18 protein-coding genes are annotated in these 20,727 nt (G+C 66.1%); 6 read left to right on the top strand and 12 right to left on the bottom strand.

What is annotated here, in order from left to right; translation table 11 throughout:
- Nucleotides 1-21: 21 nt before the first annotated feature.
- A complete protein-coding gene (locus tag ACFXKN_RS23325) occupies nt 22-870 on the bottom strand; it encodes a TIGR03619 family F420-dependent LLM class oxidoreductase (RefSeq protein ID WP_379433800.1) in 849 nt (282 codons plus the stop codon).
- 174 nt (nt 871-1,044) lie between these two features.
- On the opposite strand from ACFXKN_RS23325, the gene ACFXKN_RS23320 reads away from it, so the two are divergent.
- Nucleotides 1,045-1,515: a VOC family protein gene (locus ACFXKN_RS23320; protein ID WP_378969577.1), complete on the top strand. Its 471-nt coding sequence runs from the start codon at nt 1,045-1,047 to the stop codon at nt 1,513-1,515.
- Between the two features lie 60 nt (nt 1,516-1,575).
- Here ACFXKN_RS23320 and ACFXKN_RS23315 read toward each other — a convergent pair whose 3' ends face one another.
- Complete coding sequence (locus ACFXKN_RS23315; RefSeq protein ID WP_378969574.1) at nt 1,576-1,998, bottom strand: ubiquinol-cytochrome c reductase iron-sulfur subunit; 423 nt, start codon at nt 1,996-1,998, stop codon at nt 1,576-1,578.
- Between the two features lie 272 nt (nt 1,999-2,270).
- On the opposite strand from ACFXKN_RS23315, the gene ACFXKN_RS23310 reads away from it, so the two are divergent.
- Nucleotides 2,271-3,428, top strand: coding sequence for a Fic family protein (locus ACFXKN_RS23310; RefSeq protein ID WP_379433799.1), 1,158 nt, complete (start codon nt 2,271-2,273; stop codon nt 3,426-3,428).
- 394 nt (nt 3,429-3,822) lie between these two features.
- Complete coding sequence (locus ACFXKN_RS23305; protein WP_378969564.1) at nt 3,823-4,074, top strand: hypothetical protein; 252 nt, start codon at nt 3,823-3,825, stop codon at nt 4,072-4,074.
- 118 nt (nt 4,075-4,192) lie between these two features.
- On the opposite strand, the gene ACFXKN_RS23300 is transcribed toward ACFXKN_RS23305, so the two are convergent.
- Together ACFXKN_RS23300 and ACFXKN_RS23295 are read right to left on the bottom strand one after the other, a co-directional pair.
- Entirely contained in the window at nt 4,193-4,444 is a 252-nt protein-coding gene (locus ACFXKN_RS23300; protein WP_378969561.1) for a hypothetical protein, read from the bottom strand.
- Nucleotides 4,445-4,885: 441 nt separating this feature from the next.
- A complete protein-coding gene (locus ACFXKN_RS23295; RefSeq protein WP_378969558.1) occupies nt 4,886-5,611 on the bottom strand; it encodes an SDR family NAD(P)-dependent oxidoreductase in 726 nt (241 codons plus the stop codon).
- A 102-nt stretch (nt 5,612-5,713) separates the two neighbouring features.
- Between ACFXKN_RS23295 and ACFXKN_RS23290 the strand changes: the two genes are divergently transcribed.
- On the top strand, nt 5,714-6,556 hold the full coding sequence (locus ACFXKN_RS23290; protein WP_379433832.1) for a LysR family transcriptional regulator: 843 nt from the start codon (nt 5,714-5,716) through the stop codon (nt 6,554-6,556).
- A gap of 246 nt (nt 6,557-6,802) precedes the next feature.
- On the top strand, nt 6,803-7,774 hold the full coding sequence (locus ACFXKN_RS23285; protein ID WP_379433798.1) for a sterol desaturase family protein: 972 nt from the start codon (nt 6,803-6,805) through the stop codon (nt 7,772-7,774).
- 187 nt (nt 7,775-7,961) lie between these two features.
- Here the strand turns inward: ACFXKN_RS23285 and ACFXKN_RS23280 are convergent, their stop codons facing one another.
- From ACFXKN_RS23280 to ACFXKN_RS23245, 8 genes are all read right to left on the bottom strand, one after another.
- Entirely contained in the window at nt 7,962-8,582 is a 621-nt protein-coding gene (locus ACFXKN_RS23280) for an LON peptidase substrate-binding domain-containing protein (protein ID WP_378969536.1), read from the bottom strand.
- Between the two features lie 59 nt (nt 8,583-8,641).
- Nucleotides 8,642-10,546 carry an acetate--CoA ligase gene (acs, locus tag ACFXKN_RS23275; RefSeq protein WP_379433797.1) on the bottom strand — a complete coding sequence of 635 codons (1,905 nt, stop codon included), beginning with the start codon at nt 10,544-10,546 and terminating at the stop codon, nt 8,642-8,644.
- 78 nt (nt 10,547-10,624) lie between these two features.
- Nucleotides 10,625-12,256, bottom strand: a complete 1,632-nt coding sequence (locus ACFXKN_RS23270) for a cation acetate symporter (RefSeq protein ID WP_378969521.1) — start codon at nt 12,254-12,256, stop codon at nt 10,625-10,627.
- Nucleotides 12,253-12,606, bottom strand: coding sequence for a DUF485 domain-containing protein (locus ACFXKN_RS23265; protein WP_378969516.1), 354 nt, complete (start codon nt 12,604-12,606; stop codon nt 12,253-12,255). The genes ACFXKN_RS23270 and ACFXKN_RS23265 overlap by 4 nt, the downstream gene beginning before the upstream one ends.
- 151 nt (nt 12,607-12,757) lie before the next feature.
- Complete coding sequence (locus ACFXKN_RS23260; protein ID WP_379433796.1) at nt 12,758-14,551, bottom strand: cation acetate symporter; 1,794 nt, start codon at nt 14,549-14,551, stop codon at nt 12,758-12,760.
- Nucleotides 14,517-14,882 carry a hypothetical protein gene (locus ACFXKN_RS23255; protein WP_379433795.1) on the bottom strand — a complete coding sequence of 122 codons (366 nt, stop codon included), beginning with the start codon at nt 14,880-14,882 and terminating at the stop codon, nt 14,517-14,519. The genes ACFXKN_RS23260 and ACFXKN_RS23255 overlap by 35 nt, the downstream gene beginning before the upstream one ends.
- Nucleotides 14,879-15,676 carry a LytR/AlgR family response regulator transcription factor gene (locus ACFXKN_RS23250; RefSeq protein ID WP_378969498.1) on the bottom strand — a complete coding sequence of 266 codons (798 nt, stop codon included), beginning with the start codon at nt 15,674-15,676 and terminating at the stop codon, nt 14,879-14,881. The genes ACFXKN_RS23255 and ACFXKN_RS23250 overlap by 4 nt, the downstream gene beginning before the upstream one ends.
- A 61-nt stretch (nt 15,677-15,737) precedes the next feature.
- Nucleotides 15,738-16,904 carry a sensor histidine kinase gene (locus ACFXKN_RS23245; protein WP_378969956.1) on the bottom strand — a complete coding sequence of 389 codons (1,167 nt, stop codon included), beginning with the start codon at nt 16,902-16,904 and terminating at the stop codon, nt 15,738-15,740.
- A 242-nt stretch (nt 16,905-17,146) separates the two neighbouring features.
- On the opposite strand from ACFXKN_RS23245, the gene dnaE reads away from it, so the two are divergent.
- The gene (gene dnaE, locus ACFXKN_RS23240; protein ID WP_379433794.1) at nt 17,147-20,692 is read left to right on the top strand and encodes a DNA polymerase III subunit alpha; all 3,546 of its coding nucleotides are present in this window, start codon (nt 17,147-17,149) and stop codon (nt 20,690-20,692) included.
- The last annotated feature ends 35 nt before the right edge of the window (nt 20,693-20,727 follow it).

The raw sequence follows: 20,727 nt of genomic DNA, 5'->3' as shown, positions 1-20,727 counted from the left end.
ACGGCTGAAACCGGTGCGGAGTTATGCCGCGACGGCGAGTTTCCCGCCGAGGTGGCCGAGATACCCACGGACGTCGTCGGCACTCTTATCAGGAAGACCGAAGACCACCTCGGTGACGCCGAGGTCGGCCCAGCGGGCGAGTTGCTCGGCATCGTGACGACCGGCCAGCGCGATCACCCTCGGGGTGCCCTCGCGGCCCGCGTCCTTCCAGACCCGGTGCAGAAGTTCGACTTTGGCGCCCAGGTCACCTTCGGTCGGGGTGGTGATCCAACCGTCCGCATTGGCCGCCAGCCAACCGAACGATTTCTCGGTACCGCCCGCTCCGAGCAACACCGGAACCCCGGCCCGCACCGGCTTCGGCCAGGACCAGCTCGGCCCGAACTTCACGAAGTCACCGGCGAATTCGGCTTCCTCCTGCGACCACAGTGCCCGCATCGCGTCGAGGTTCTCGCGCAACACCGTGCGTCGCTTGTTCGCGGGAACGCCGTGGTGGGCGAGTTCATCGGTGTTCCAACCGAATCCGACACCCAGCTCCACCCGCCCACCGGACAGGTGATCGAGGGAGGCGATGGTCTTGGCGAGGGTGATCGGGTGGTGCTCGGCGGGCAACGCCACCGCCGTCGACAGGGTGATCCGCTCGGTCACCGCGGCGGCGGTGGCCAGCGCGACCCACGGGTCGAGGGTGCGCAGGTACCGGTCGTCGGGCAGCGAGGAGTCCCCGGTCTGCGGATGGGCCGCGGCGCGCACCACCGGAATATGGGTGTGCTCGGGGACGTAGAACGCGTCGAATCCCGCATCCTCGGCGGCCTTCGCCGCATCGGCGGGCGTGATGCCCCGGTCACTGGTGAACAACACAACCCCGTACCGCACGTCCAGGCCCTCCGACTTCGACAGCAAAACTGAAACAAGTTCTATAAGCTGAAACAAGTTCTACCAGTCTTGCGGCCCGACCGGAAGGCCACAGCTGCGATGACCTTTCCCCGGCCATGCCTGGGGAATAGGCTGGGGTTCGTCCTAGCATCACTTTCGACACGGAGGTATCCGATGTCTGATGTTTCACCCTTCCCTGACGGTTATCCGCGGATCTGTCCCGGGCTGGCGTGCGCGGGAGCGGCTGCGGCGATCGACTTCTACACCGCGATCTTCGGCGCGACCGTGCGCATGAAGATGGATGGCCCCGGTGGTTCCATCGTCCACAGTGAACTGCTCGTCGGCGACTCGGTACTGATGGTCGGCGACCCGGTCCCCGAGATCGGCTTCATCGACCCGAAGGCCGTCGGCGGTTCCCCGGTGAACCTGATGGTCTACGTCGCCGACGCCGACGCCGCCTTCGCCGCGGCGCTCACCGCGGGCGCAACCGCGACCACCCCCATGACCGACCAGTTCTACGGCGACCGCAGCGGCGCCTTCGAAGACCCGTGGGGCCACCGCTGGACCGTGGCCACCCACATCGAAGACGTCAGCCCCGAGGAAATGGAACGCCGCATGTCCGAAATGATGGACGCCGCAGGCTGATCGCATCGCCACACCCGCACCGGCGGCGATGCCGCGGTGCGGGTGTGGTCTGCGTTCGGGTTACCCGGGAACGATCGAATCTCCCTCGACGCGAACAGGTTTGGCGGGTAGCGGCGCGGTTGCGGGACCACCGCGCACCGCCCCGTCGAGCCCGAATCTGCTCCCGTGACAGGGGCAGTTGATGGTGCCGTTCGCCACGGTGGCGACCTTGCATCCGGCGTGGGTGCAAGTCGATGAGAGCCCGACGAAATTGCCCGCGGCCGGCTGGGTGACGACGGTGTCGCCGACGATCACTCCGCCGCCCACCGGCACATCCGCCGCCTTGATCAGCGCGCGGGCGGGTTTCCCGAGTCCGGGTGCCCCGACGGGTGCCACGTCGTTCTTCTCGTAGGTACCGCACGCGGTCAGCGTCCCCGCGGCGGCCAGTACACCCGCGCCCACGACGACGGCGCGGCGGTTCAGCGAGAAATCGTTGATGGTCATCGGTGGTTCTCCGATTCAGTTGGTGAGGCCGCCCGGTCCGCGACGCACGCCGACCGGCTCCTTCCTTGTCAACGGCCCACACCCCCTCCCGGTTCGACCGAATCCGATGTCGAGCGAGGCACTTATTAAAGGTTGACTGATAAACTTTAATAAGGAGGTGTGAGTTGGCCGAGTTACTGTCCTGTCGTTGGGAGAGTGCCCTTGATCGTGGCGGGCTGTCCCGTCGGGACCGAAGCGCCGGTTCTTTTGATGCCTACCTACCGGATCCGCTGATGGGCAGGGCATTCACCTTCGATGGCGCAACGGCCGCCGATGTCGCGGATGCCGAGATCGCCATTGCCCGGCTCGATCGGGACGCGACGGCGTTGTCCGATGCCGAGGTGCTGTCGCGACTGCTGCTGCGCGCCGAGGCTGTCGCCTCCTCTCGCATCGAAGGCCTCGAAATCGGCGCACGACGGTTGCTGCGCGCCGAGGCCGCGGCGTCCTTCGACGGAGTGTCCACGGACGTCACCGCGGTGGAAGTGCTGGCGAACATCGACGCGATGGCACTGGGCGTACGTTCGGTGTCGCGCGGTCAGGAAATCGCCGCTGAGGTGCTGACCGACGTGCATCGGCGGTTGATGCTTGGCACGCACCTCGCCTCTCACGGCGGCAGGTACCGGGATCAGCAGAACTGGATCGGTGGCAGTTCCTACAACCCGCGTTCGGCTGCGTATGTGCCACCACCGGCGCGCTTCGTCGCGGAGTTGATAGCGGACCTGATCGCGTTCGTCAACACCGACGACCTGCCCGCGGTCGCGCAGGCAGCGATCGCCCACGCCCAGTTCGAAACGATCCACCCCTTCGTCGACGGCAATGGGCGTGCGGGACGTGTTCTGATCCACCTCGTGCTCCGTCGCCGAGGACTCTCCGAGCGAGTGATCGCGCCGGTTTCGCTCGTCTTGGCCACGGCGACCCGCAGCTACATCGATGGCCTCACCGCGTTTCGTCACCTCGGTCCACCCGATACCGCCGCGGCTACGGAAGGCGCCAATGCCTGGATCGGCAGGTTCGCCGCGGCGTGTACACAGGCAGTCGTCGACGCCACAGTATTCGAGGCGAGAACCGCCGCCTTGTTGACGCGATGGCGCGCGCGAGTCGCGCCATTACGAGCGGATTCAGCTGCCGCCCTATTGCTTCCGCATCTCGTCGGCGCGCCGATCATCACCGTCGCCACCGCCGCGGCCCTTGTCGAGCGCAGCTTTCCCGCCGCCAACACCGCGATCGAGCGGCTCATCGACGCCGGAATCCTGCGGCAATCGACGGTCGGACGCCGTAACCGTGCCTTCGAAGCTCCCGAAGTTTTCGAAGCGTTCGGCGCCCTCGAACGGTGTTTGGCCAATCCTGCGGGCGAGACACGTTCGCCGCAGCGTCCGGTGCCTCGCGGCTAGACCGAGCACGCTCGCGAAGATCGTGATCTACCGCGTCGGCGAGCTGACCCTACACTTCTACACGACCGCCTGAATGAGCCTCGTAGTCCCCACATTCTGCTGCCTGTCAACCGGTGGGTTCCCCCACGATCTCGTGCATGCATCACCTCTCCTAACGCTGCGGCGGTGACGGGCTCACCGTCTGAACCTCGCAGATTGACCTGCCGGTTCGGCCAACCATCGTCATCGAGTTCGACGAGGAGCCAGATGCCCTCGTCCGCGTAGTTGTCGCGAATCCACCGAATCCGGCGAGTATTTCGGCTTGGTATTCACCGAGGCAACGTACTGCGATGCCGCATATCGCGCCGATGGAACCGACCATGGTCTCCGGCGGGGGCCCGTTATCATTCCCCCGATGCCGCTCTCACCTGATGACGAGATCATGACCAGAGCCGAGTTCGCGGCGTGCGTCGGCGACCTTCGAATCAACCTGCTCGAACATCGCGATCGGTGGAACAACCTCACCCTCGAGTCGTTCTTGGAGGCGTTGGGTGCATGGGTGGACGACTCGAATGGCTGGTACCAGAACCACGGAAAAGAGTTGCCCCGCAACGGTGACTGGACCTTCTTCGCTCGCGCTCTGAACGCGGCGGCGATTTACGAATAGCGCGGTGTTCAGCGTTCCGGGCTTACCCAACGCACCCGCAGGCCGCGCGTTCGCGAAGGTTCGCTCATGCCGAATCGAGGACCACCGCGACAGTGGGCCTGGCGTCCGTCGTACTCGTCTAGATGTTCTCATCGAGCAGCGTGGCGACCAGAGTACCGCCGAGAAGTCCGGCGGCGGTCGCCATCGTCCAGGCTTTGTTCGTCAGTGTCGGCGGTAATTCGCTGCGGTTGCGTGCGATTGCCGTGAGTTCGACAGCTTCGACCGCGGTGCCGATCAGGAACCAATGGCGTATGGGCCTGCCGGTCGCCAGTGCCCAGAGCGTGCCGACACCGAGAACGGCGTCGCGCACTGCGAAGGCCGGTCGCAGCACCGTTGCCGAGCCGTTCTCGGTCGCGCCGACCCAGGTGTCCGCGACGGCAGGTCTTGCGAGGATGCTGATTCCGATCGCGGTTCGGGTTGCCGCGTGCGACCACGCGGTGGCCCGGACCAGCGGCTGTACTCGCTGTCGAAGGTTTCGGTTGCTGTTGATCGTTACTCCTCATGCGGCAGTATCTACTACTACTACTACTACTTGTAGTATAGATACGGACCCATTGTCACGACCCGTGATCGAGGATCGAATGGAATGGTCGTCCTTGTGGTTCGCACTCTCATGCCGCGACGCGCGCGATCCCGAGGGCTGCGGCACCAGCCGATGAACGCACTCAACTGCCGAATATTGGATGTGTAGCCGGTGTGATTGTCGTGCTTCTCCTCCGGCGTACGACGCGCGGCTGACCTCGACAACGGGAATGGTTCGCATCGGTGCCCGTCACCACGGCACTGTTCCGGCATCGTCGAAGAATCCGCCGGTCGGTCCGTCGTCGGGCAGGGTCGCGAGGTGAATCGCGATCGCCGCCCCCTGTTGTGGTGTGCGGACGCCTCGGAAGCCGTTGAGGTCGGTGGCGGTGAAACCGGGGCAGCCGGAGTTGATCAGGATGTCGGTGTCGCTCAGTTCCTTGACGTAGTGGATGGTGACGGCGTTGAGGAAGGTCTTCGATGCCGAGTACGCCACTGGAACCGGGCCCATGTCGATGCCGGGCGTGGTCTGCACGGCGAGCGAGCCCACGCTGCTGGACATGTTGACGATTCGCGGTGACGCCGAGCGGCGCAGCATCGGCAGCATCATGTTGGTGACCCGGATGACGCCGATCACGTTGGTTTCCACGACAGCTCGCACGGTCGCGGGTTCGACCGTGGTGGGTGTCTGTGGCATACCGCCGGTGATCGCGGCGTTGTTGACCAGGACGTCGAGCCCTCCGGCATGGTCGGCGATCAGGTCGGCCGCGGCGGCGACGCTCGCGTCGTCGTTCACGTCCAGTGGCACGCCGAACGCATCGGTTCCGGCCGCGCGCAGCTTCTCCACCGCGGTCTCGCGGCGTTGTCGATCCCTCGCGCCCACACCGATTCGCCAGCCGAGGGCGCCAAGGCCCGCCGCGATCTCGTATCCGATGCCCTTGTTCGCGCCGGTCACCAGCGCGATAGTCCGTTCACTCATGCCGTTGATCATGTTGCGAACTCGGGTGGGGCGTCCAAGACCGATCGGGTGGGCGGCGATACCGCACGGGTATTGGTGGTGGTGAGCGCCGGATACGATGACATGGTGGAGACGCGGGAGTTGCGATACTTCGTCGCCGTCGCCGAGGAGTTGCACTTCGGGCGGGCGGCACAACGGCTCGCGATGGCGCAACCACCGCTGTCGCGGGCGATCCAGCAGCTGGAACGGCGGCTCGGAGTCGTTCTGCTGCACCGTAATTCCCGCGCGATCATATTGACCGAGGCCGGGTCGGTGCTGTTGCGGGAGGCCCGGCTCGCTCTCGAAGCGGTCGAAGCCGCGCAGCGCCGCACCCGCCGCGCCGCTGCCGACCGTCCCGGTGTGGTGCTGGCCGCCAAGGCCGGGGCGTCCAGCGAGCTGTTGTCGAAGCTGCTGAACGCCTACGCCGCCGATCCCTGCGCTGTCGCAGTCGAGGTGGTGCTGTGCGGGCCCGGCGAACCGGAAAGCCTGCTCCGCGACGGACGTGCCGACGTTGCTCTGCTCCACCGGCCCTACGACACGACGGCCGGATTCGACACCGAGGATCTACACACCGAACAGCAGATCGTGGTCCTGCCCGCAGGGCACCCACTCGCCAACCGACCGCACCTGTCGATGGCCGAGGTCAACGCGATAACGGACCTGCCCCTGCCGCGCTGGCCTCGACCGGATGGAAGTTATCCGGACGGCCCCGGCCCACAGGTTCGCGACCATACCCAGTTGACCCAGCTGATCACGCTCGGACGGGCCTGCGCGGTCATGCCGGAGTCGCTCCGAGCCCAGCTCCGCGACGATCACGCCATCGTGCGCGTGCCGGACGCACCGACCGTGACGACTGTCATCGCCTGGCCACCACACAGCAGATCCAAAGCCGTCGCCGACCTCGTCCGTACGGCGATTCGCCCCTAGCCGTCAACATCCGCGAATGCCGCATATCGCGCGGTCGCGAACGTCCGTATCTGCCGATGAGCGGACACTCCCGAGACGGTCCGAATCACACCGAAGCAGCGGAACTACTTGCCGAAGGGGCGGCATATGGTCGAGCAGGCGACGGCGTGACCTGCCCCGCCGATTCGGTCCGGCCTGCGACAAGGTGGCGATCAGCCACACCTTGGGTTCCTGGTGTGGAGCGCCGCTCCGGACGATGGTTTACCTATGAGTGGCATGAAATCGACCGCCGAGGCGTGGCGGGAGAAGTTCCGGGCCCGCGGCCGGACCAAGTTCATCTTGGCTTGCGCAGTGCTCCTCGCGGGCACGGCTGCCGTAGTCATCGTCATTCCCCGACTTGCGTCTGCGATGTCCGGTATGGATGTCTCCACCATGCTGATCTGGCTGGCAATTCCGGTCTTTATCGTCGCCGTTGTGGCGGAGTTCGTGTATCTCGAGCGTCACGGCAAGCCGTACGACTACCGCGACTCAGCTACCTCCATCGCCGCCGGTCTGGGGTACCAACTCCTCAACATTCCGTGGGCGCTGGCGGAACTCGCGATCTTCGCGTCTGTTTCTTCGCTGGTGCCGTGGCACCTCGAGGGTTGGGTCGCGTGGGCCGTCGCACTCATCGGGGTCGACTTCGCTTACTACTGGTTTCACCGCGCCCACCACGAAATCCGGGTGTTTTGGTCAGTCCACGTCGTGCACCACTCGAGCGAGAGCTTCAACCTCACCACGGCACTACGTACGCCTTGGCTGGTTGTCACGTCCCTGCCGTTCCTCGCACCACTGGCACTGTCGGGAATCGATGGCAAGATCATCGCCGCCGCTTACGCGATCAACCTGCTGTACCAGTTCGGCATCCACACCGAGGCCATCGACAAACTCTGGGCGCCTATCGAATTCGTGTTCAATACGCCGAGCCACCACCGCGTGCACCACGGCTCCAACACTGAATACCTCGACCGCAACTACGGTGGTGTGCTCATCACCTGGGACCGCATCTTCGGCTCCTTCGAGCCGGAGGGCGAGCGGGCGATCTACGGCCTCACCAAGAACGTCAACACCTACAACATCGCAAAGATCAACGCCCGCGAGATAGTCGCGATCTGGCAGGACGTCAAGAACGCGGCGAAATTCTCGCACAAGCTCGGCTTCCTGTTCCGAGGTCCCGGTTGGCAGCCACAGGCGACCTGAGAGACCAGCTCCACGACGTCCGAACATGCCGCATGCCGCATCTTCTGCAGCTATGCCCGAGCGACCTCGTCACCTCGGGAAATGGCCTGCTCATCGCCCGGCGGGAACTGCATCTGCGGGAGAACGCTGTGGCGGATGCTGTATGAAACCTGCGTCCCACCTGCGAGTGCGGCCGATACCGGGGGCATCACAGCAGGCGGAACTCCATCATCGCGATCGCGTCGTCGACGGAGGTGGACAGCGTCGCGAGTCGAGTGTGTGGATCCGGGGCGGACAGGGCCGATTGGCGGTCGGTCGGGCCGATCGGTAGTCGAGCGGCCAGTTCGTAGGAGCGGGTGGTGGGATCGTCGGGCAGGTCGTCCAGCGATGCCGAGGGTGGCGGGCGGCGGATGCCGTTGCGGCGCGCGAACTGGGCCGTCAGGTCGTGCAGGCGGTCCGCGCGTTCGCGCAGATCCGCCAGCAACGCGCTGTCGTCGGCGCCGGGGCCGTCCGGCCAGAGCGCGGCTTCGGCCTGGGGGTAGGGGGCGTCGACGAGCCACTTCTCGATGCGAATGCGGTCGGTTCCCTTGCAGCGCAGCCGGTATCGCGAATCGGGCAGTTCGATGACCTCGGTGATCCGGGCGACGGTGCCCACCTCCGTGCGCACCTCACCACCGCCCACCTCGTGCCCGCGCGCGATCAGCACGACCCCGAATTCCGGCTCCCGCCGCCCATCCATGCAGTCCTCGATCAGCGCCACATATCGTGGCTCGAAGATCTGCAACGACAGCGACTCGCCGGGTAGCAGCACCGCACCCAGCGGGAACATAGGTATCTCCACCGTCCCAGCATGCCCGGTGTCGCGCGGGCTTGGTCCATCCGGCGCGCTCACGCGGTGGCGATCGACTCGAACACCGTCGGGTCGACCAGGGTCGAGGTATCGCCGAGTTCGCGTCCTTCGGCGACGTCGCGCAGCAGTCGCCGCATGATCTTGCCGCTGCGCGTTTTGGGCAGCTCCGGCACGATGTGGATCTCGCGCGGCCTGGCGATCGGACTGATCTCCAGCGAGACCGCCGCCTTGAGCTCGGAGACGAGTGCCTCGGCCGCACCGGCCGACCCGGTGAGGATGACGAAGGCGACGATCCCTTGACCGGTGGTCTCGTCGGAAGCGCCGACCACGGCGGCCTCGGCGACGGCCGGGTGCCCCACGAGCGCGGATTCCACCTCGGCGGTGGAGATGCGGTGACCGGACACATTCATGACGTCATCGACGCGTCCCAGGATCCACAGATCGCCATCGGCGTCGAGCTTGGCGCCGTCCCCGGCGAAATACCAGCCTTCGGAAGCGAAACGCTGCCAATAGGTTTCGCGGTAGCGGTCCATGTCGTTCCAGATGCCGCGCAGCATCGACGGCCACGGCTGATCCAGGACGAGCAGACCGGATTCGTCGGAACCCAGCGGCGTACCTTCGTCGTCGACGACCTTGCTGGAGATCCCCGGCAGCGGGCCCATCGCGGCACCAGGCTTGGTGGCCGTGACGCCGGGCAAGGGGGAGATCATGATGGCGCCGGTCTCGGTCTGCCACCAGGTGTCGACGATCGGAGTCTTGTTCGCGCCGATCACGTCCCGGTACCAGCGCCATGCTTCGGGGTTGATCGGTTCGCCGACGGAGCCGAGCAGTCGCAGGGTGCTCAGATCGTGGGCGTCGGGGATCTCGCGGCCCCATTTCATGAACGTGCGGATCAACGTGGGCGCGGTGTAGTAGATGGTGACGCCGTATTTTTCGATGATCTCGAAATGGCGATGCTCATCGGGGAAGTTCGGCGTGCCTTCGTAGACGACTTGGGTGGCGCGGTTGGCGAGGGGCCCGTAGACGATGTAGCTGTGGCCGGTGACCCAGCCGATATCGGCGGTGCACCAGTAGACGTCTTGTCCGGCTTTGTGGTCGAAGACGTTGTGGTGGGTGTAGGCGGTCTGGGTGAGGTATCCGCCGGTGGTGTGGAGGATTCCCTTGGGTTTTCCGGTGGTTCCAGAGGTGTAGAGGATGAACAGCGGGTGTTCGGCGGGGAAGGCTTGCGCTTCGTGGGAAGGCGAAGCGACAGCGACGGTTTCGTCCCACCACAGGTCGCGAACTTCGGTCCACGGCACGTCCAGGCCGACCCGGCGCACCACCAGCACATGTTCGACGCTCGACGGGTCCGAACCCAGTGCCTCGTCGACGGCGTACTTCAGCGGGGCGGGCTTCCCGCGACGCCACTGTCCATCGGTGGTCACGATCAACTTGGCTTGCGCGTCGTCGACCCGCTGACGCAATGCGGTGGGGGAGAACCCGGCGAACACCACCGAGTGGGTGAGGCCGAGCCGCGCGCACGCCAGCATCGTCACGATGGCTTCGGGCACCATCGGCATGTAGATCGCGACCCGATCACCGGCCACGAGGCCTAGCGCGGTGAAAGTGTTGGCCGCCCGGCACACTTCCTCGAGGAGCTCCGCGTAGGTGATCGCCCGGGAGTCGCCGGGTTCGCCCTCCCAGTGGATGGCGACCTGGTCGCCGTGCCCGTCGATGACGTGGCGGTCGACGCAGTTGTAGGAGACGTTGAGTTCGCCGTCGCCGAACCAGCGCGCGACCGGGGCGTCGGCCCAGTCGAGCACCTCGGTGAAGGGTTTGTGCCAGTGCAACCGGTGTGCCTGCTCGGCCCAGAAACCGTCGCGATCGGCGCGCGCCCGCTCGTACAGCAAGGCATCGGCATTGGCCGAGGCGACGAACTCGGAGGCGGGCGGGTAACTGGTCACGAGAGATTCTCCTTCGAAAAACGTGGGGGGTACAGCCCGTGCCGGTGGGGCGAACCACCGGCACGGGCAGGGTTGGCGCTAGTGCGAGATCGCCTTCTCCGCACCGACGCCGGTCAGCGACCGGACTTCCATCTCCGCGGCCTTGGCTTGCTGCTCGCCACGTCCACCGAGGAAGGTGCCGAGCACGCCGAGCGCGAATGCCAGCGGAATGGACACGATGCCCGGGTTGGACAGCGGGAAGTAGTCGAAATCCGCGCCCTTGATCATCGCGGTCTTGTTGCCCGAGACCGCGGGCGAGAACACGATGAGCACGATGGTCGAGATCAGGCCGCCATACATCGACCACAGCGCGCCGGTGGTGTTGAAGCGCTTCCAGAACAGCGAGTACAGGATCGTCGGCAGGTTCGCCGCCGCCGCCACCGCGAACGCCAGCGCCACCAGGAACGCGATGTTCTGGCCGTTGGCGAGGATGCCGAGACCGATCGCGAGCACACCGATCACCACCGCGGTGATCCGCGAGACCCGCACCTGCTTGACCTCGTCGACCTCGCCCTTCTTGAGCACGCTGGCGTAGATGTCGTGGGCGAACGAGGCCGACGCGGTGATGGTGAGTCCGGCCACGACCGCGAGGATCGTCGCGAACGCGACCGCCGAGATCACCCCGAGCAGGATCACCCCGCCGAGTTCGAACGCCAGCAGCGGTGCCGCCGAGTTCTGGCCACCCGCCGCGGCGAGAATCTTGTCCGGGCCGACGATGGCCGCCGCGCCGTAACCGAGCACCAGGGTGAACAGGTAGAAGGCACCGATCAGGCCGATCGCCCAGACCACCGAGCGCCGAGCCTCTTTCGCGGTCGGAACCGTGTAGAAGCGCATCAGCACGTGCGGCAGACCCGCGGTGCCGAGCACCAGGGCCAGACCGAGCGACAGGAAGTTCAGCTTGGACATCTCGCTGCCGCCGTATTGCGCTCCGGGAGCGAGCACATCGCGCGCGGCGACCGCCTTGCTGGTGGAATCACTCACCGATTCCTGTGCGGCACCGAGGATGTCGGAGAAGTTGAAGCCGAACTTGGCCAGCACCATCACCGTCATCAGCGCGGCGCCCGCGATCAGCAGCACCGCCTTGATGATCTGCACCCAGGTGGTGCCCTTCATGCCGCCGACCAGCACGTACACGATCATCAGCACGCCGACGGCCGCGATGACGACGGATTGTCCCGCGCGACTGGAGATATCGAGCAGCAGCGCGACCAGGCCACCGGCGCCCGCCATCTGCGCGAGCAGATAGAACAGCGAGACGGTGAGGGTGGTCAGCGCGGCCGCGGTGCGCACCGGGCCTTCCTTCAGCCGGAAGCTGAGCACGTCGGCCATGGTGAACTTGCCGGTGTTGCGCAGCATTTCGGCCACCAGCAGCAGCGCGACGAGCCAGGCGACGAGGAACCCGATCGAATACAGGAACCCGTCGTAGCCGTAGACGGCGATCGCGCCCGCGATGCCGAGGAAGCTCGCGGCCGACAGGTAGTCACCGGCGATGGCGATGCCGTTCTGCGGGCCGGAGAAACCGCGCCCACCGGTGAAATAGTCCGCGGCACTGGCATTGTTGCGGCTGGCCCGGATCACCACGACCATGGTGACCGCGACGAACAGCAGGAAAATAGCGATATTGGCGATGGGGTTGCCCACCGTATCGGACGCGGCAAGGGTGACGCTCATGCCCGGGCCCCCTCGAGTTCTTCGCGAATGGCCGCGGCGCGCGGATCCAGCTCACGGTTGGCGAAACGGACGTAGAGCCCGGTGATGAGGAACGTGGAGACGAACTGCCCGAGGCCGAGCAGCAGGCCCACATTGACGTTGCCGAAGACCTGCTTGGCCATGAAGTCGTGTGCGTAGGCGCCGAGCAACACATAGCTCAGGTACCACACCAGAAACAGTGCGGTCATCGGGAAGATAAAGCGGCGCAGCCGGTTTCGCAGATCTTGGAACTGTGGACTCGCTTGTACCGCGAGCCATTCGTCGGCACTCGGCGTGCGCGGATCTGGCGCCTCGGTGTCGGTTTGGGTCATGCCGGTCGTCCTAGCGTGAAGGGGGTCGTGCGTGGAGATGACGGTAAGGGGCCGGACGTGCCCGCATGATGGTGTGGCGTGGGTCACTCGGTGAAGGTGGCCGCCCGTGCGGTGAGCGGTCGGTGTGGTGCGACGAACGGTCGTCGCAAGATCACCGGTGGGCGGTGGTTTCGGGGTCGCGGTCGGCGCTCATCCCGAGCCGTTCGGGGGCGTGCATGCGCAGGAAGACGCCCGCTACCGCTCGGGGATCCTGGCCCGTGGTGGCGAGGCTCACCAGGATGGTCACCGCGAAGGCCAGTGGCACGCTGACCGCGCCCGGATAGTCGACGATCGCGGCGGGCCAGCCGTTCGCCAGGTCAGGGGAGACGCCGCCGAGCACCGCCAGCACGGTGGCCCCGCCCGAGGTGATGCCGCCGGTGAGCATGCCGGCGGCCGCGCCGGTCGCGGTGAGTCCACGCCACCAGATGCCGAGGACGAGCAGTGGGCACAGGGTCGACGCGGCCACGGAGAAGGCGAGGGCGACGGTGCGCGACAGATCAAGGGACGCGACGGTCACCGCGAGCGTCAGCGGGACCACGCCGGCGACCAGAGCGGCCAGCCGGAAGTCCCGGATGCGCCCGCGCAGCACGTCGGTGCTGAGCACGCCGGCCAGGCTGACCAGCAGCCCCGACGAGGTGGACAGGAACGCCGCGATCGCCCCGGCCGCCGCCAGCGCGGCCAGCAGCTTTCCGCCGAGTCCGCCGAGCACCGCGCCGGGCAGCAGCACGACCGCCGCGTCGGAGGCGCCGGTGATCAGCAGTTGTGGCACGTAGAGGCGGGCGAAGACGCCGAGCAGGATCGGGAACAGATAGAAGGCCCCCACCAGGCCGATCACCGTCAGCGCGGTCCGGCGAGCCGACGGGCCGTCGCGGTTGGTGTAGAAGCGGACGAGCACGTGTGGCAGTCCCATGGTGCCGAGGAACGTTGCCACGATCAGCGAAAACACCTGGTACTGCGGATGTTCCCCGCCGAAACCGCCGCCGGCCGCCACCCAGCTCGCACCGTCGGCCGGTGCTCCGGCCACCACCGGAACGGCCGCACCCGGCGCGAGGATCAACTCGCTACCTTCGGCGAGGGTGTGATCGCCCGGCGCCAGCTCGACCGGACCAGCGATGGAGTACCCGTCCAGCATTCCGGTGACCGTGACCTGCTGTGAAATATCGAGGTGCACTACGACATCGGTGGAGATGTCGACGGTGGTGCGCTCGTCGACGGTCGGCGGCACGGGTGTGGCGACCGGTCGTTCGTCGGCGAGGAAGTGCATTCCGAGCACCAGCGCAGGCACCGCCACTGCCGTCAACTTCAGCCAGTACTGGAATGCCTGCACCAGGGTCACCGACCGCATTCCGCCGCCGATCACATTCGCCGAGACGATCGCGCCCACCGACACCGCGCCCACCCAGGCGGGCACCCCGAGCAGAATGTGCAAAGTGAGTCCGGCGCCCTGGAACTGCGGGATCAGATACACCGCGCAGACCAACACGACGAGACCGGCAGCCATGCGCCGCAACCGAATCGACCCCAACCGGAATTCGGCGAAGTCCGGCACGGTGTAGGCACCGGACCGGCGCAGCGGCGCGGCCACGAACATCAACAGGCCCAAATAGCCCGCGGTGAATCCCACCGGATACCAGAGGGCGTCGGCGCCGTATTTGGCGATCAATCCGGCGACACCGAGAAAAGAAGCCGCGGAAAGATACTCACCGGAAATCGCCGCCGCGTTCCAGCGCGAACCCACCGTGCGTGAGGCGACAAGGAAGTCGGAAGTCGTGCGGGACAGCCGCACTCCGTAAAAACCGATGCCGACAGTGGCAAGCGCGGCCAGCAGCAGTGCGGCGACCGTGAGCGCGGGGGTGTCGGAGCTCAATGGATCAGTCCCCGGCCAATTCCAGGAAGTCGTCCTCATTGCGCTGAGCGAGGCGAACATACAGCCACCCCACCGCGTAGAGCACCGGGAACGCGACAACGCCGAGAATCAGCCACGGCAGCCGAATACCGAGCACCGCGGCCTCGGCGATCGCGTCGACGCGGAACAGCACCGGCAGCGCGCCGAACCCGATCGCCACCACCAGCCCGAGGCGCAATGCCAGACCGAGCTGCGCCCGAATCAACCCGCCGATCAACGCCGCACCCAGATCGGTCTGCTCGACCATCTCCGTGCGAGTGCGCGCCTGACGTGCTCCCCGCCGCTGCGCCAGCACCACCCGTTCGCGCGGGGGCCGCTGCGGACCTGTCACCGCTGCGACCAGTTCTGCCGGGGCCCGTGCACGAGCCGCTGCTTGAGTTCGCGCACCTGCCGCCGGCTCACCGGCAACTCCACCGCGCCCGCCGCCCCCTCGGCCCGCAAACACACCACAGTCCCATTCCCCGCACTCCGCAACCCGGTCACCATTCGCAACGCCACCAGATACGACCGATGCACCCGGAGGAAACCGGCGTCCTCCCACCGTGATTCCAGCGCCGACAACGGAATCCGCACCAAATGCGACCCACTCCCGGTATGCAATCGCGCGTAATCCCCATCCGCCTCGACCCACGCCACATCGGCCCGATTCACCAACGTGGTCACCCCACCGAGCTCCACCGGAATCACCTCACTGGGATGCGCGGACTCCGCGACCACCGCGGTGGGCACCGAAACCCGCCCCGCCAGAATCCGCCGCACCGCCTCGCCCAACCGAGCCCCCCGCAACGGTTTCAGCAAATAATCCACCGCCCCCAAATCGAAGGCGGCCACCGCGTGATCGTCGTGCGCGGTCACGAAAACCACCGCGGGCGGCTCCGCGAACTCCGACAGAATTCCCGCCAGCTCCATCCCCGTGAGCCCCGGCATATCGATATCGAGAAACACCGCGTCGATCGGATGCGCCCGCAACAACCGCAACGCCGCGGTCGCCTCACCCGCCCGATGAATCTCACCGACTCCCGCCTGCGTGCTCAGCAGATACACGAGCTCATCCAGCGCCGGTTTCTCATCATCGACGGCGAGCACCCGCAGAGCGGTCGAGGGTTCTTCAGTGTTCCAAGTCACAACCTATCCATCGTAACCGGCGCCCTCGGTGCCGGTGTCGAACGCTGCCCTGCGACGCGAATCAAGCGCGGATGCCGGCGCGGAACTTCGGGACCCGCATGCTGACCTTCGTGCCCGCTCCCGGCGCGGTTTCCACGACCAACCCGTAGTCGTTGCCGAAGGCGGCACGCAGGCGGTCGTCGACATTGGCCAGGCCTACGTGGGCGGCCTCGCCGGTGCGGGCCGGGCCGGAATCGGTGGCGACGGCGTCGAGGGCGCCCGAGCGCAGGAGATCGGGGTCCATGCCGATGCCGTCGTCTTCGACGCTGATCAGGCAGTCGGTGCCCGCGTCGCTGGCGACGATGCTGAGCTGGCCGCCTCGGCCGCCGCCTGCGAGGCCGTGCCGGACCGCGTTCTCGACGAGTGGCTGCAAGGCGAGGAAGGGCAGGACGACGCCGAGGACTTCCGGTGCGATGCGTAAGCGCACGTCGAGGGCGTCGCCGAAGCGGGCCTGTTCCAACGCCAGATACCGCTCGATATTGCGCAGTTCGTCGGCGAGGACGGTGAATTCGCCTGCGGCGCGAAAGGAATAGCGGGTGAAGTCGGCGAATTCGAGGATCAGTTCGCGGGCCCGGTCCGGGTCGGTGCGGACGAACGAGGCGATCGTATTGAGCGCGTTGTAGATGAAGTGTGGGCTGATCTGGGCTCGCAGCGCCCGCAATTCGGCCCGGTCGACCCGAGCCCTGGAAGCATCCAGCTCGGCGAGTTCCAATTGCCCACACGCGTACCGCGCGACCTCCGCGGCCGCCCCGAGCATGCCCGGTCCCGGCTTGCCGGTCGTCACCATGCCGAGCACTCCGACCGCCGCCCCCGTATCGATCGGCAAGGGTTGCGCGATCAACGTGTGCTCGTCACCGGTGACCAACACCGGCCGCTCATCGGCGACCGCCCGCCGCGCCGCATCGGCGAACGACGCGAGCATTCCCGTCTGCGGACCGTCCCACGCCAGCAGAGTCCCCTCGGCATCGGCCACACCCAGCGCCTCCGCGCCGGCGAGGGCCCGCAGGTGTGGCGCCGCCTCATTCGCGGACTCCTCGGTCAGCCCACGACGCAACGGCACGGCGGCCAGCGACGCGGTGTGCAGCGCTTGGTGGACGGCACGCTGGGCGGGTGTGGTGACGACACGCTGGGTCCGCCGCCACACCAGCAATGCCACGACCAGGAGGGCAGCGACCACCGCGGCCACGATGAAGGTGGTCAACGGGTGGGCCGATCGGAGTGCACCCACCGATTATGTCGGTGTCGGCACCTGAATCGGATCAGGTCGTCTTCTTCGCGATGTCGAGTGCTCGTCGGTGACCTTCACCACGACACGCCGACCCACACCGAGGTGCGGTCTGGGGCGCGCGCGCCGAGTGCGAAATCTGTCGGACCCCCGTGCATAGAATGCCAAGGCCAACCCCCGCCGACTCTATGGGAGGAAGGACCGTCTTGGCTCCGTCCGGATCGTTCGTTCACCTGCACAACCACACCGAGTACTCGATGCTCGATGGTGCGGCGAAGATTTCGCCGTTGTTCGCGGAGGCGGATCGGTTGGGCATGACCGCGGTCGGCATGACCGACCACGGCAACATGTACGGCGCCTCGGAGTTCTACAACTCGGCGAAGAAGGCGGGCATCAAGCCGATCATCGGCATCGAGGCCTACATCGCGCCGGGCTCGCGCTTCGATACCAAGCGGGTGAAGTGGGGCGATCCGGGTCAGAAGGGCGACGACGTCTCCGGTTCGGGTGCCTACACCCACATGACGATGGTGGCCGAGAACGCGACCGGTCTGCGTAACCTGTTCAAGCTGTCGAGTCTGGCCTCGATCGAGGGTCAGCTGGGCAAGTGGGCGCGTATGGACGAGGAGATCATCGCCCAGCACGCCGAGGGCATCATCGCGACGACGGGCTGCCCGTCGGGTGAGGTACAAACCCGGCTGCGCCTGGGCCACGATCGCGAAGCGCTCGAAGCCGCCGCGAAGTGGCAGGAGATCTTCGGCGCCGACAACTTCTTCCTCGAGGTGATGGACCATGGTCTGTCGATCGAGCGCCGGGTCCGCGAGGGCCTGATCGAGATCAGCAAGCAGCTCGGTATCCCGCCGATCGCGACCAACGACTGCCATTACGTCACCAAAGATCAGTCGACCAATCACGAAGCGTTGCTGTGTATTCAGACCGGTAAGACGCTGTCGGATCCGACCCGGTTCAAGTTCGACGGTGACGGTTACTACCTCAAGTCCGCCGCGGAGATGCGCGCGATCTGGGATGCCGAGGTCCCTGGCGCGTGTGACAACACCGAGCTCATCGGTGAGCGGGTGCAGTCCTACGACGATGTGTGGGCTCACCGTGACCGGATGCCGATCTTCCCGGTGCCCGAAGGCCACGACCAGGCCAGCTGGTTGCGCAAGGAAGTCCTCGACGGTCTCGATCGCCGCTTTCCGGACGGTCCCTCGCGCGAATACCTCGACCGCGCCGACTTCGAACTCAAAGTCATCTGCGAGATGGGTTTCCCGGCCTACTTCCTCGTCGTCGGCGACCTGATCACGCACGCCCTGGAAGTGGGCATCCGGGTCGGTCCCGGCCGTGGTTCGGCCGCCGGTTCGCTGGTCGCGTACGCGATGGGGATCACCAATATCGACCCGATCCCGCACGGTCTGCTGTTCGAACGGTTCCTCAATCCCGAGCGTGTGTCGATGCCCGATATCGATATCGACTTCGATGATCGCCGCCGCGGTGAGATGGTCCGTTACGCCACCGAGAAGTGGGGCAGCGACCGTGTGGCCCAGGTGATCACCTTCGGCACCATCAAGACCAAGGCCGCGATCAAGGACTCGGCGCGAGTGTTGTTCGGCCAGCCCGGTTTCGCTATCGCCGATCAGATCACCAAGGCGCTGCCGCCGCCGATCATGGCCAAGGACATCTCGGTCTCGGGCATTACCGATCCCGATCACGAGCGGTATAAGGAAGCCGCCGAGGTCCGCGAGCTCATCGGCTCCAACCCCGACGTCGCCAAGATCTACGAGACCGCGCGTGGCCTGGAAGGTCTGATCCGCAACGCGGGCGTGCACGCCTGCGCGGTCATCATGTCCTCGGAGCCGCTGACCGACGCGATTCCGGTGTGGAAGCGTGCCCAGGACGGCGCGATCATCACCGGCTGGGACTATCCGTCGTGTGAGGCCATCGGCCTGCTGAAGATGGACTTCCTCGGTCTGCGCAACCTCACCGTCATCGGTGACGCCCTGGAGAACATCAAGGCCAATCGCGGCATCGACCTCGACATGGACAAGCTGCCGCTCGACGACCCGGCGACCTACGAAATGCTCGCCCGCGGCGACACCCTCGGCGTGTTCCAGCTCGACGGCAGCGCCATGCGCGACCTGCTGCGCCGCATGCAGCCCACCGGCTTCGGCGATATCGTCGCCGTCCTCGCGCTGTATCGCCCCGGCCCGATGGGCATGAACGCCCACAACGACTACGCCGACCGCAAGAACAACCGGCAAGAAGTCAAACCGATCCATCCCGAGCTCGAAGAGCCACTGAAAGAGATCCTGGCCGATACGTTCGGCCTGATCGTCTATCAGGAACAGATCATGCAGATCGCGCAGAAGGTGGCCGGGTACTCACTCGGCCAAGCCGATATCCTGCGCCGCGCCATGGGTAAGAAGAAGCTGTCTGTCCTGGAAGAGGCCTATGCGGGCTTCCGCGACGGCATGCTGGCCAACGACTTCTCCGAGCCCGCCATCAAAGCGCTGTGGGACACGATTCTCCCCTTCGCCGGCTACGCGTTCAACAAATCGCACGCCGCCGGCTACGGCCTCGTCTCGTTCTGGACCGCCTATCTCAAGGCCAACTACCCGGCCGAATACATGGCGGGCCTGCTCACCTCCGTCGGTGACGACAAGGACAAGGCCGCGATCTACCTGTCGGATTGCCGCAAGATGGGCATCACGGTGCTGCCGCCGGACGTCAACGAGTCGGAGCTGAACTTCGCCTCCGTCGGCACCGATATCCGGTTCGGCCTCGGCGCGGTCCGCAATGTCGGCACCAACGTGGTCGGCTCGATCATCACCGCGCGCCGGGAGAAGTCGAAGTTCACCGACTTCTCCGACTATCTGAACAAGATCGACGCGATCGCCTGCTCCAAGAAGGTCACTGAATCCCTCATCAAGGCAGGCGGTTTCGACTCACTCGGGCATCCGCGTAAGGGCCTGCTGCTGATCCATTCCGATGCGATCGACGCGGTGATGTCGACCAAGAAAGCCGAGGCGATCGGCCAGTTCGACCTGTTCGGCGGCCTCGACGACGGCGACGACTCGATGGCGTCGGTGTTCAACGTCAAGGTCCCCGAAGACGAATGGGAGACCAAGCACAAGCTCGCTCTCGAACGCGAGATGCTGGGCCTCTACGTGTCCGGGCATCCGCTCAACGGCGTCGAGCACGTGCTGGCCGCCCAGGTCGACACTCCCATCCCGGCGATTCTGGAAGGCGACGTCAAGGACGGCGCGCAGGTAACCATCGGCGGCATCCTCGCCTCGGTGAACCGCCGCATCAACAAGAACGGCCTTGCCTGGGCCTCGGCCCAGCTCGAGGACCTCACCGGTGGTGTGGAAGTGCTGTTCTTCCCACAGTCGTACTCGGTGTACGGCATGGATGTGGTCGAAGACGCCGTGGTGCTGGTGAAGGCCCGCGTCTCCGTGCGTGACGACCGCATCTCGCTGATCGCCAACGATCTTGTCGTGCCTGATCTTTCGGCCATCGGCGTGGCCAAGCCGGTGGCTGTCGTGATGACCACACGCATGTGCACGCCCGACAAACTCGGTGAACTCAAAAAGGTTCTCACCCGCCATCAGGGCACCTCGGATGTCTTCATCCGCCACGTCGGTGCCCGCGAGAAGACCACCATGCTCAAACTCGACGACGCCTGGCGGGTCTCCCCGTCGTCGGCTTTGATGGGCGATCTGAAAGCACTGCTCGGTCCGGGCTGCCTGGGCTGAGCAAGCCGGAAACGGGCGAAACCACCCACATTGCC

Source organism: Nocardia sp. NPDC059195 (assembly GCF_042754695.1).
Lineage (GTDB): Bacteria > Actinomycetota > Actinomycetes > Mycobacteriales > Mycobacteriaceae > Nocardia.
The sequence above is the reverse complement of the archived record's forward strand: the minus strand, read 5'-3'. Positions and strand labels throughout refer to the sequence as shown.

What these genes read in the sequence shown, in the direction of transcription:
- ACFXKN_RS23320 (WP_378969577.1), top strand. Translation starts at nt 1,045, where the DNA reads ATGTCTGATGTTTCACCCTTCCCTGACGGTTATCCGCGGATCTGTCCC.
- ACFXKN_RS23315 (WP_378969574.1), bottom strand. Translation starts at nt 1,998, where the DNA reads ATGACCATCAACGATTTCTCGCTGAACCGCCGCGCCGTCGTCGTGGGC.
- ACFXKN_RS23310 (WP_379433799.1), top strand. Translation starts at nt 2,271, where the DNA reads ATGGGCAGGGCATTCACCTTCGATGGCGCAACGGCCGCCGATGTCGCG.
- ACFXKN_RS23305 (WP_378969564.1), top strand. Translation starts at nt 3,823, where the DNA reads ATGCCGCTCTCACCTGATGACGAGATCATGACCAGAGCCGAGTTCGCG.
- ACFXKN_RS23295 (WP_378969558.1), bottom strand. Translation starts at nt 5,611, where the DNA reads ATGAGTGAACGGACTATCGCGCTGGTGACCGGCGCGAACAAGGGCATC.
- ACFXKN_RS23290 (WP_379433832.1), top strand. Translation starts at nt 5,714, where the DNA reads ATGGTGGAGACGCGGGAGTTGCGATACTTCGTCGCCGTCGCCGAGGAG.
- ACFXKN_RS23285 (WP_379433798.1), top strand. Translation starts at nt 6,803, where the DNA reads ATGAGTGGCATGAAATCGACCGCCGAGGCGTGGCGGGAGAAGTTCCGG.
- ACFXKN_RS23280 (WP_378969536.1), bottom strand. Translation starts at nt 8,582, where the DNA reads ATGTTCCCGCTGGGTGCGGTGCTGCTACCCGGCGAGTCGCTGTCGTTG.
- ACFXKN_RS23270 (WP_378969521.1), bottom strand. Translation starts at nt 12,256, where the DNA reads ATGAGCGTCACCCTTGCCGCGTCCGATACGGTGGGCAACCCCATCGCC.
- ACFXKN_RS23265 (WP_378969516.1), bottom strand. Translation starts at nt 12,606, where the DNA reads ATGACCCAAACCGACACCGAGGCGCCAGATCCGCGCACGCCGAGTGCC.
- ACFXKN_RS23260 (WP_379433796.1), bottom strand. Translation starts at nt 14,551, where the DNA reads ATGAGGACGACTTCCTGGAATTGGCCGGGGACTGATCCATTGAGCTCC.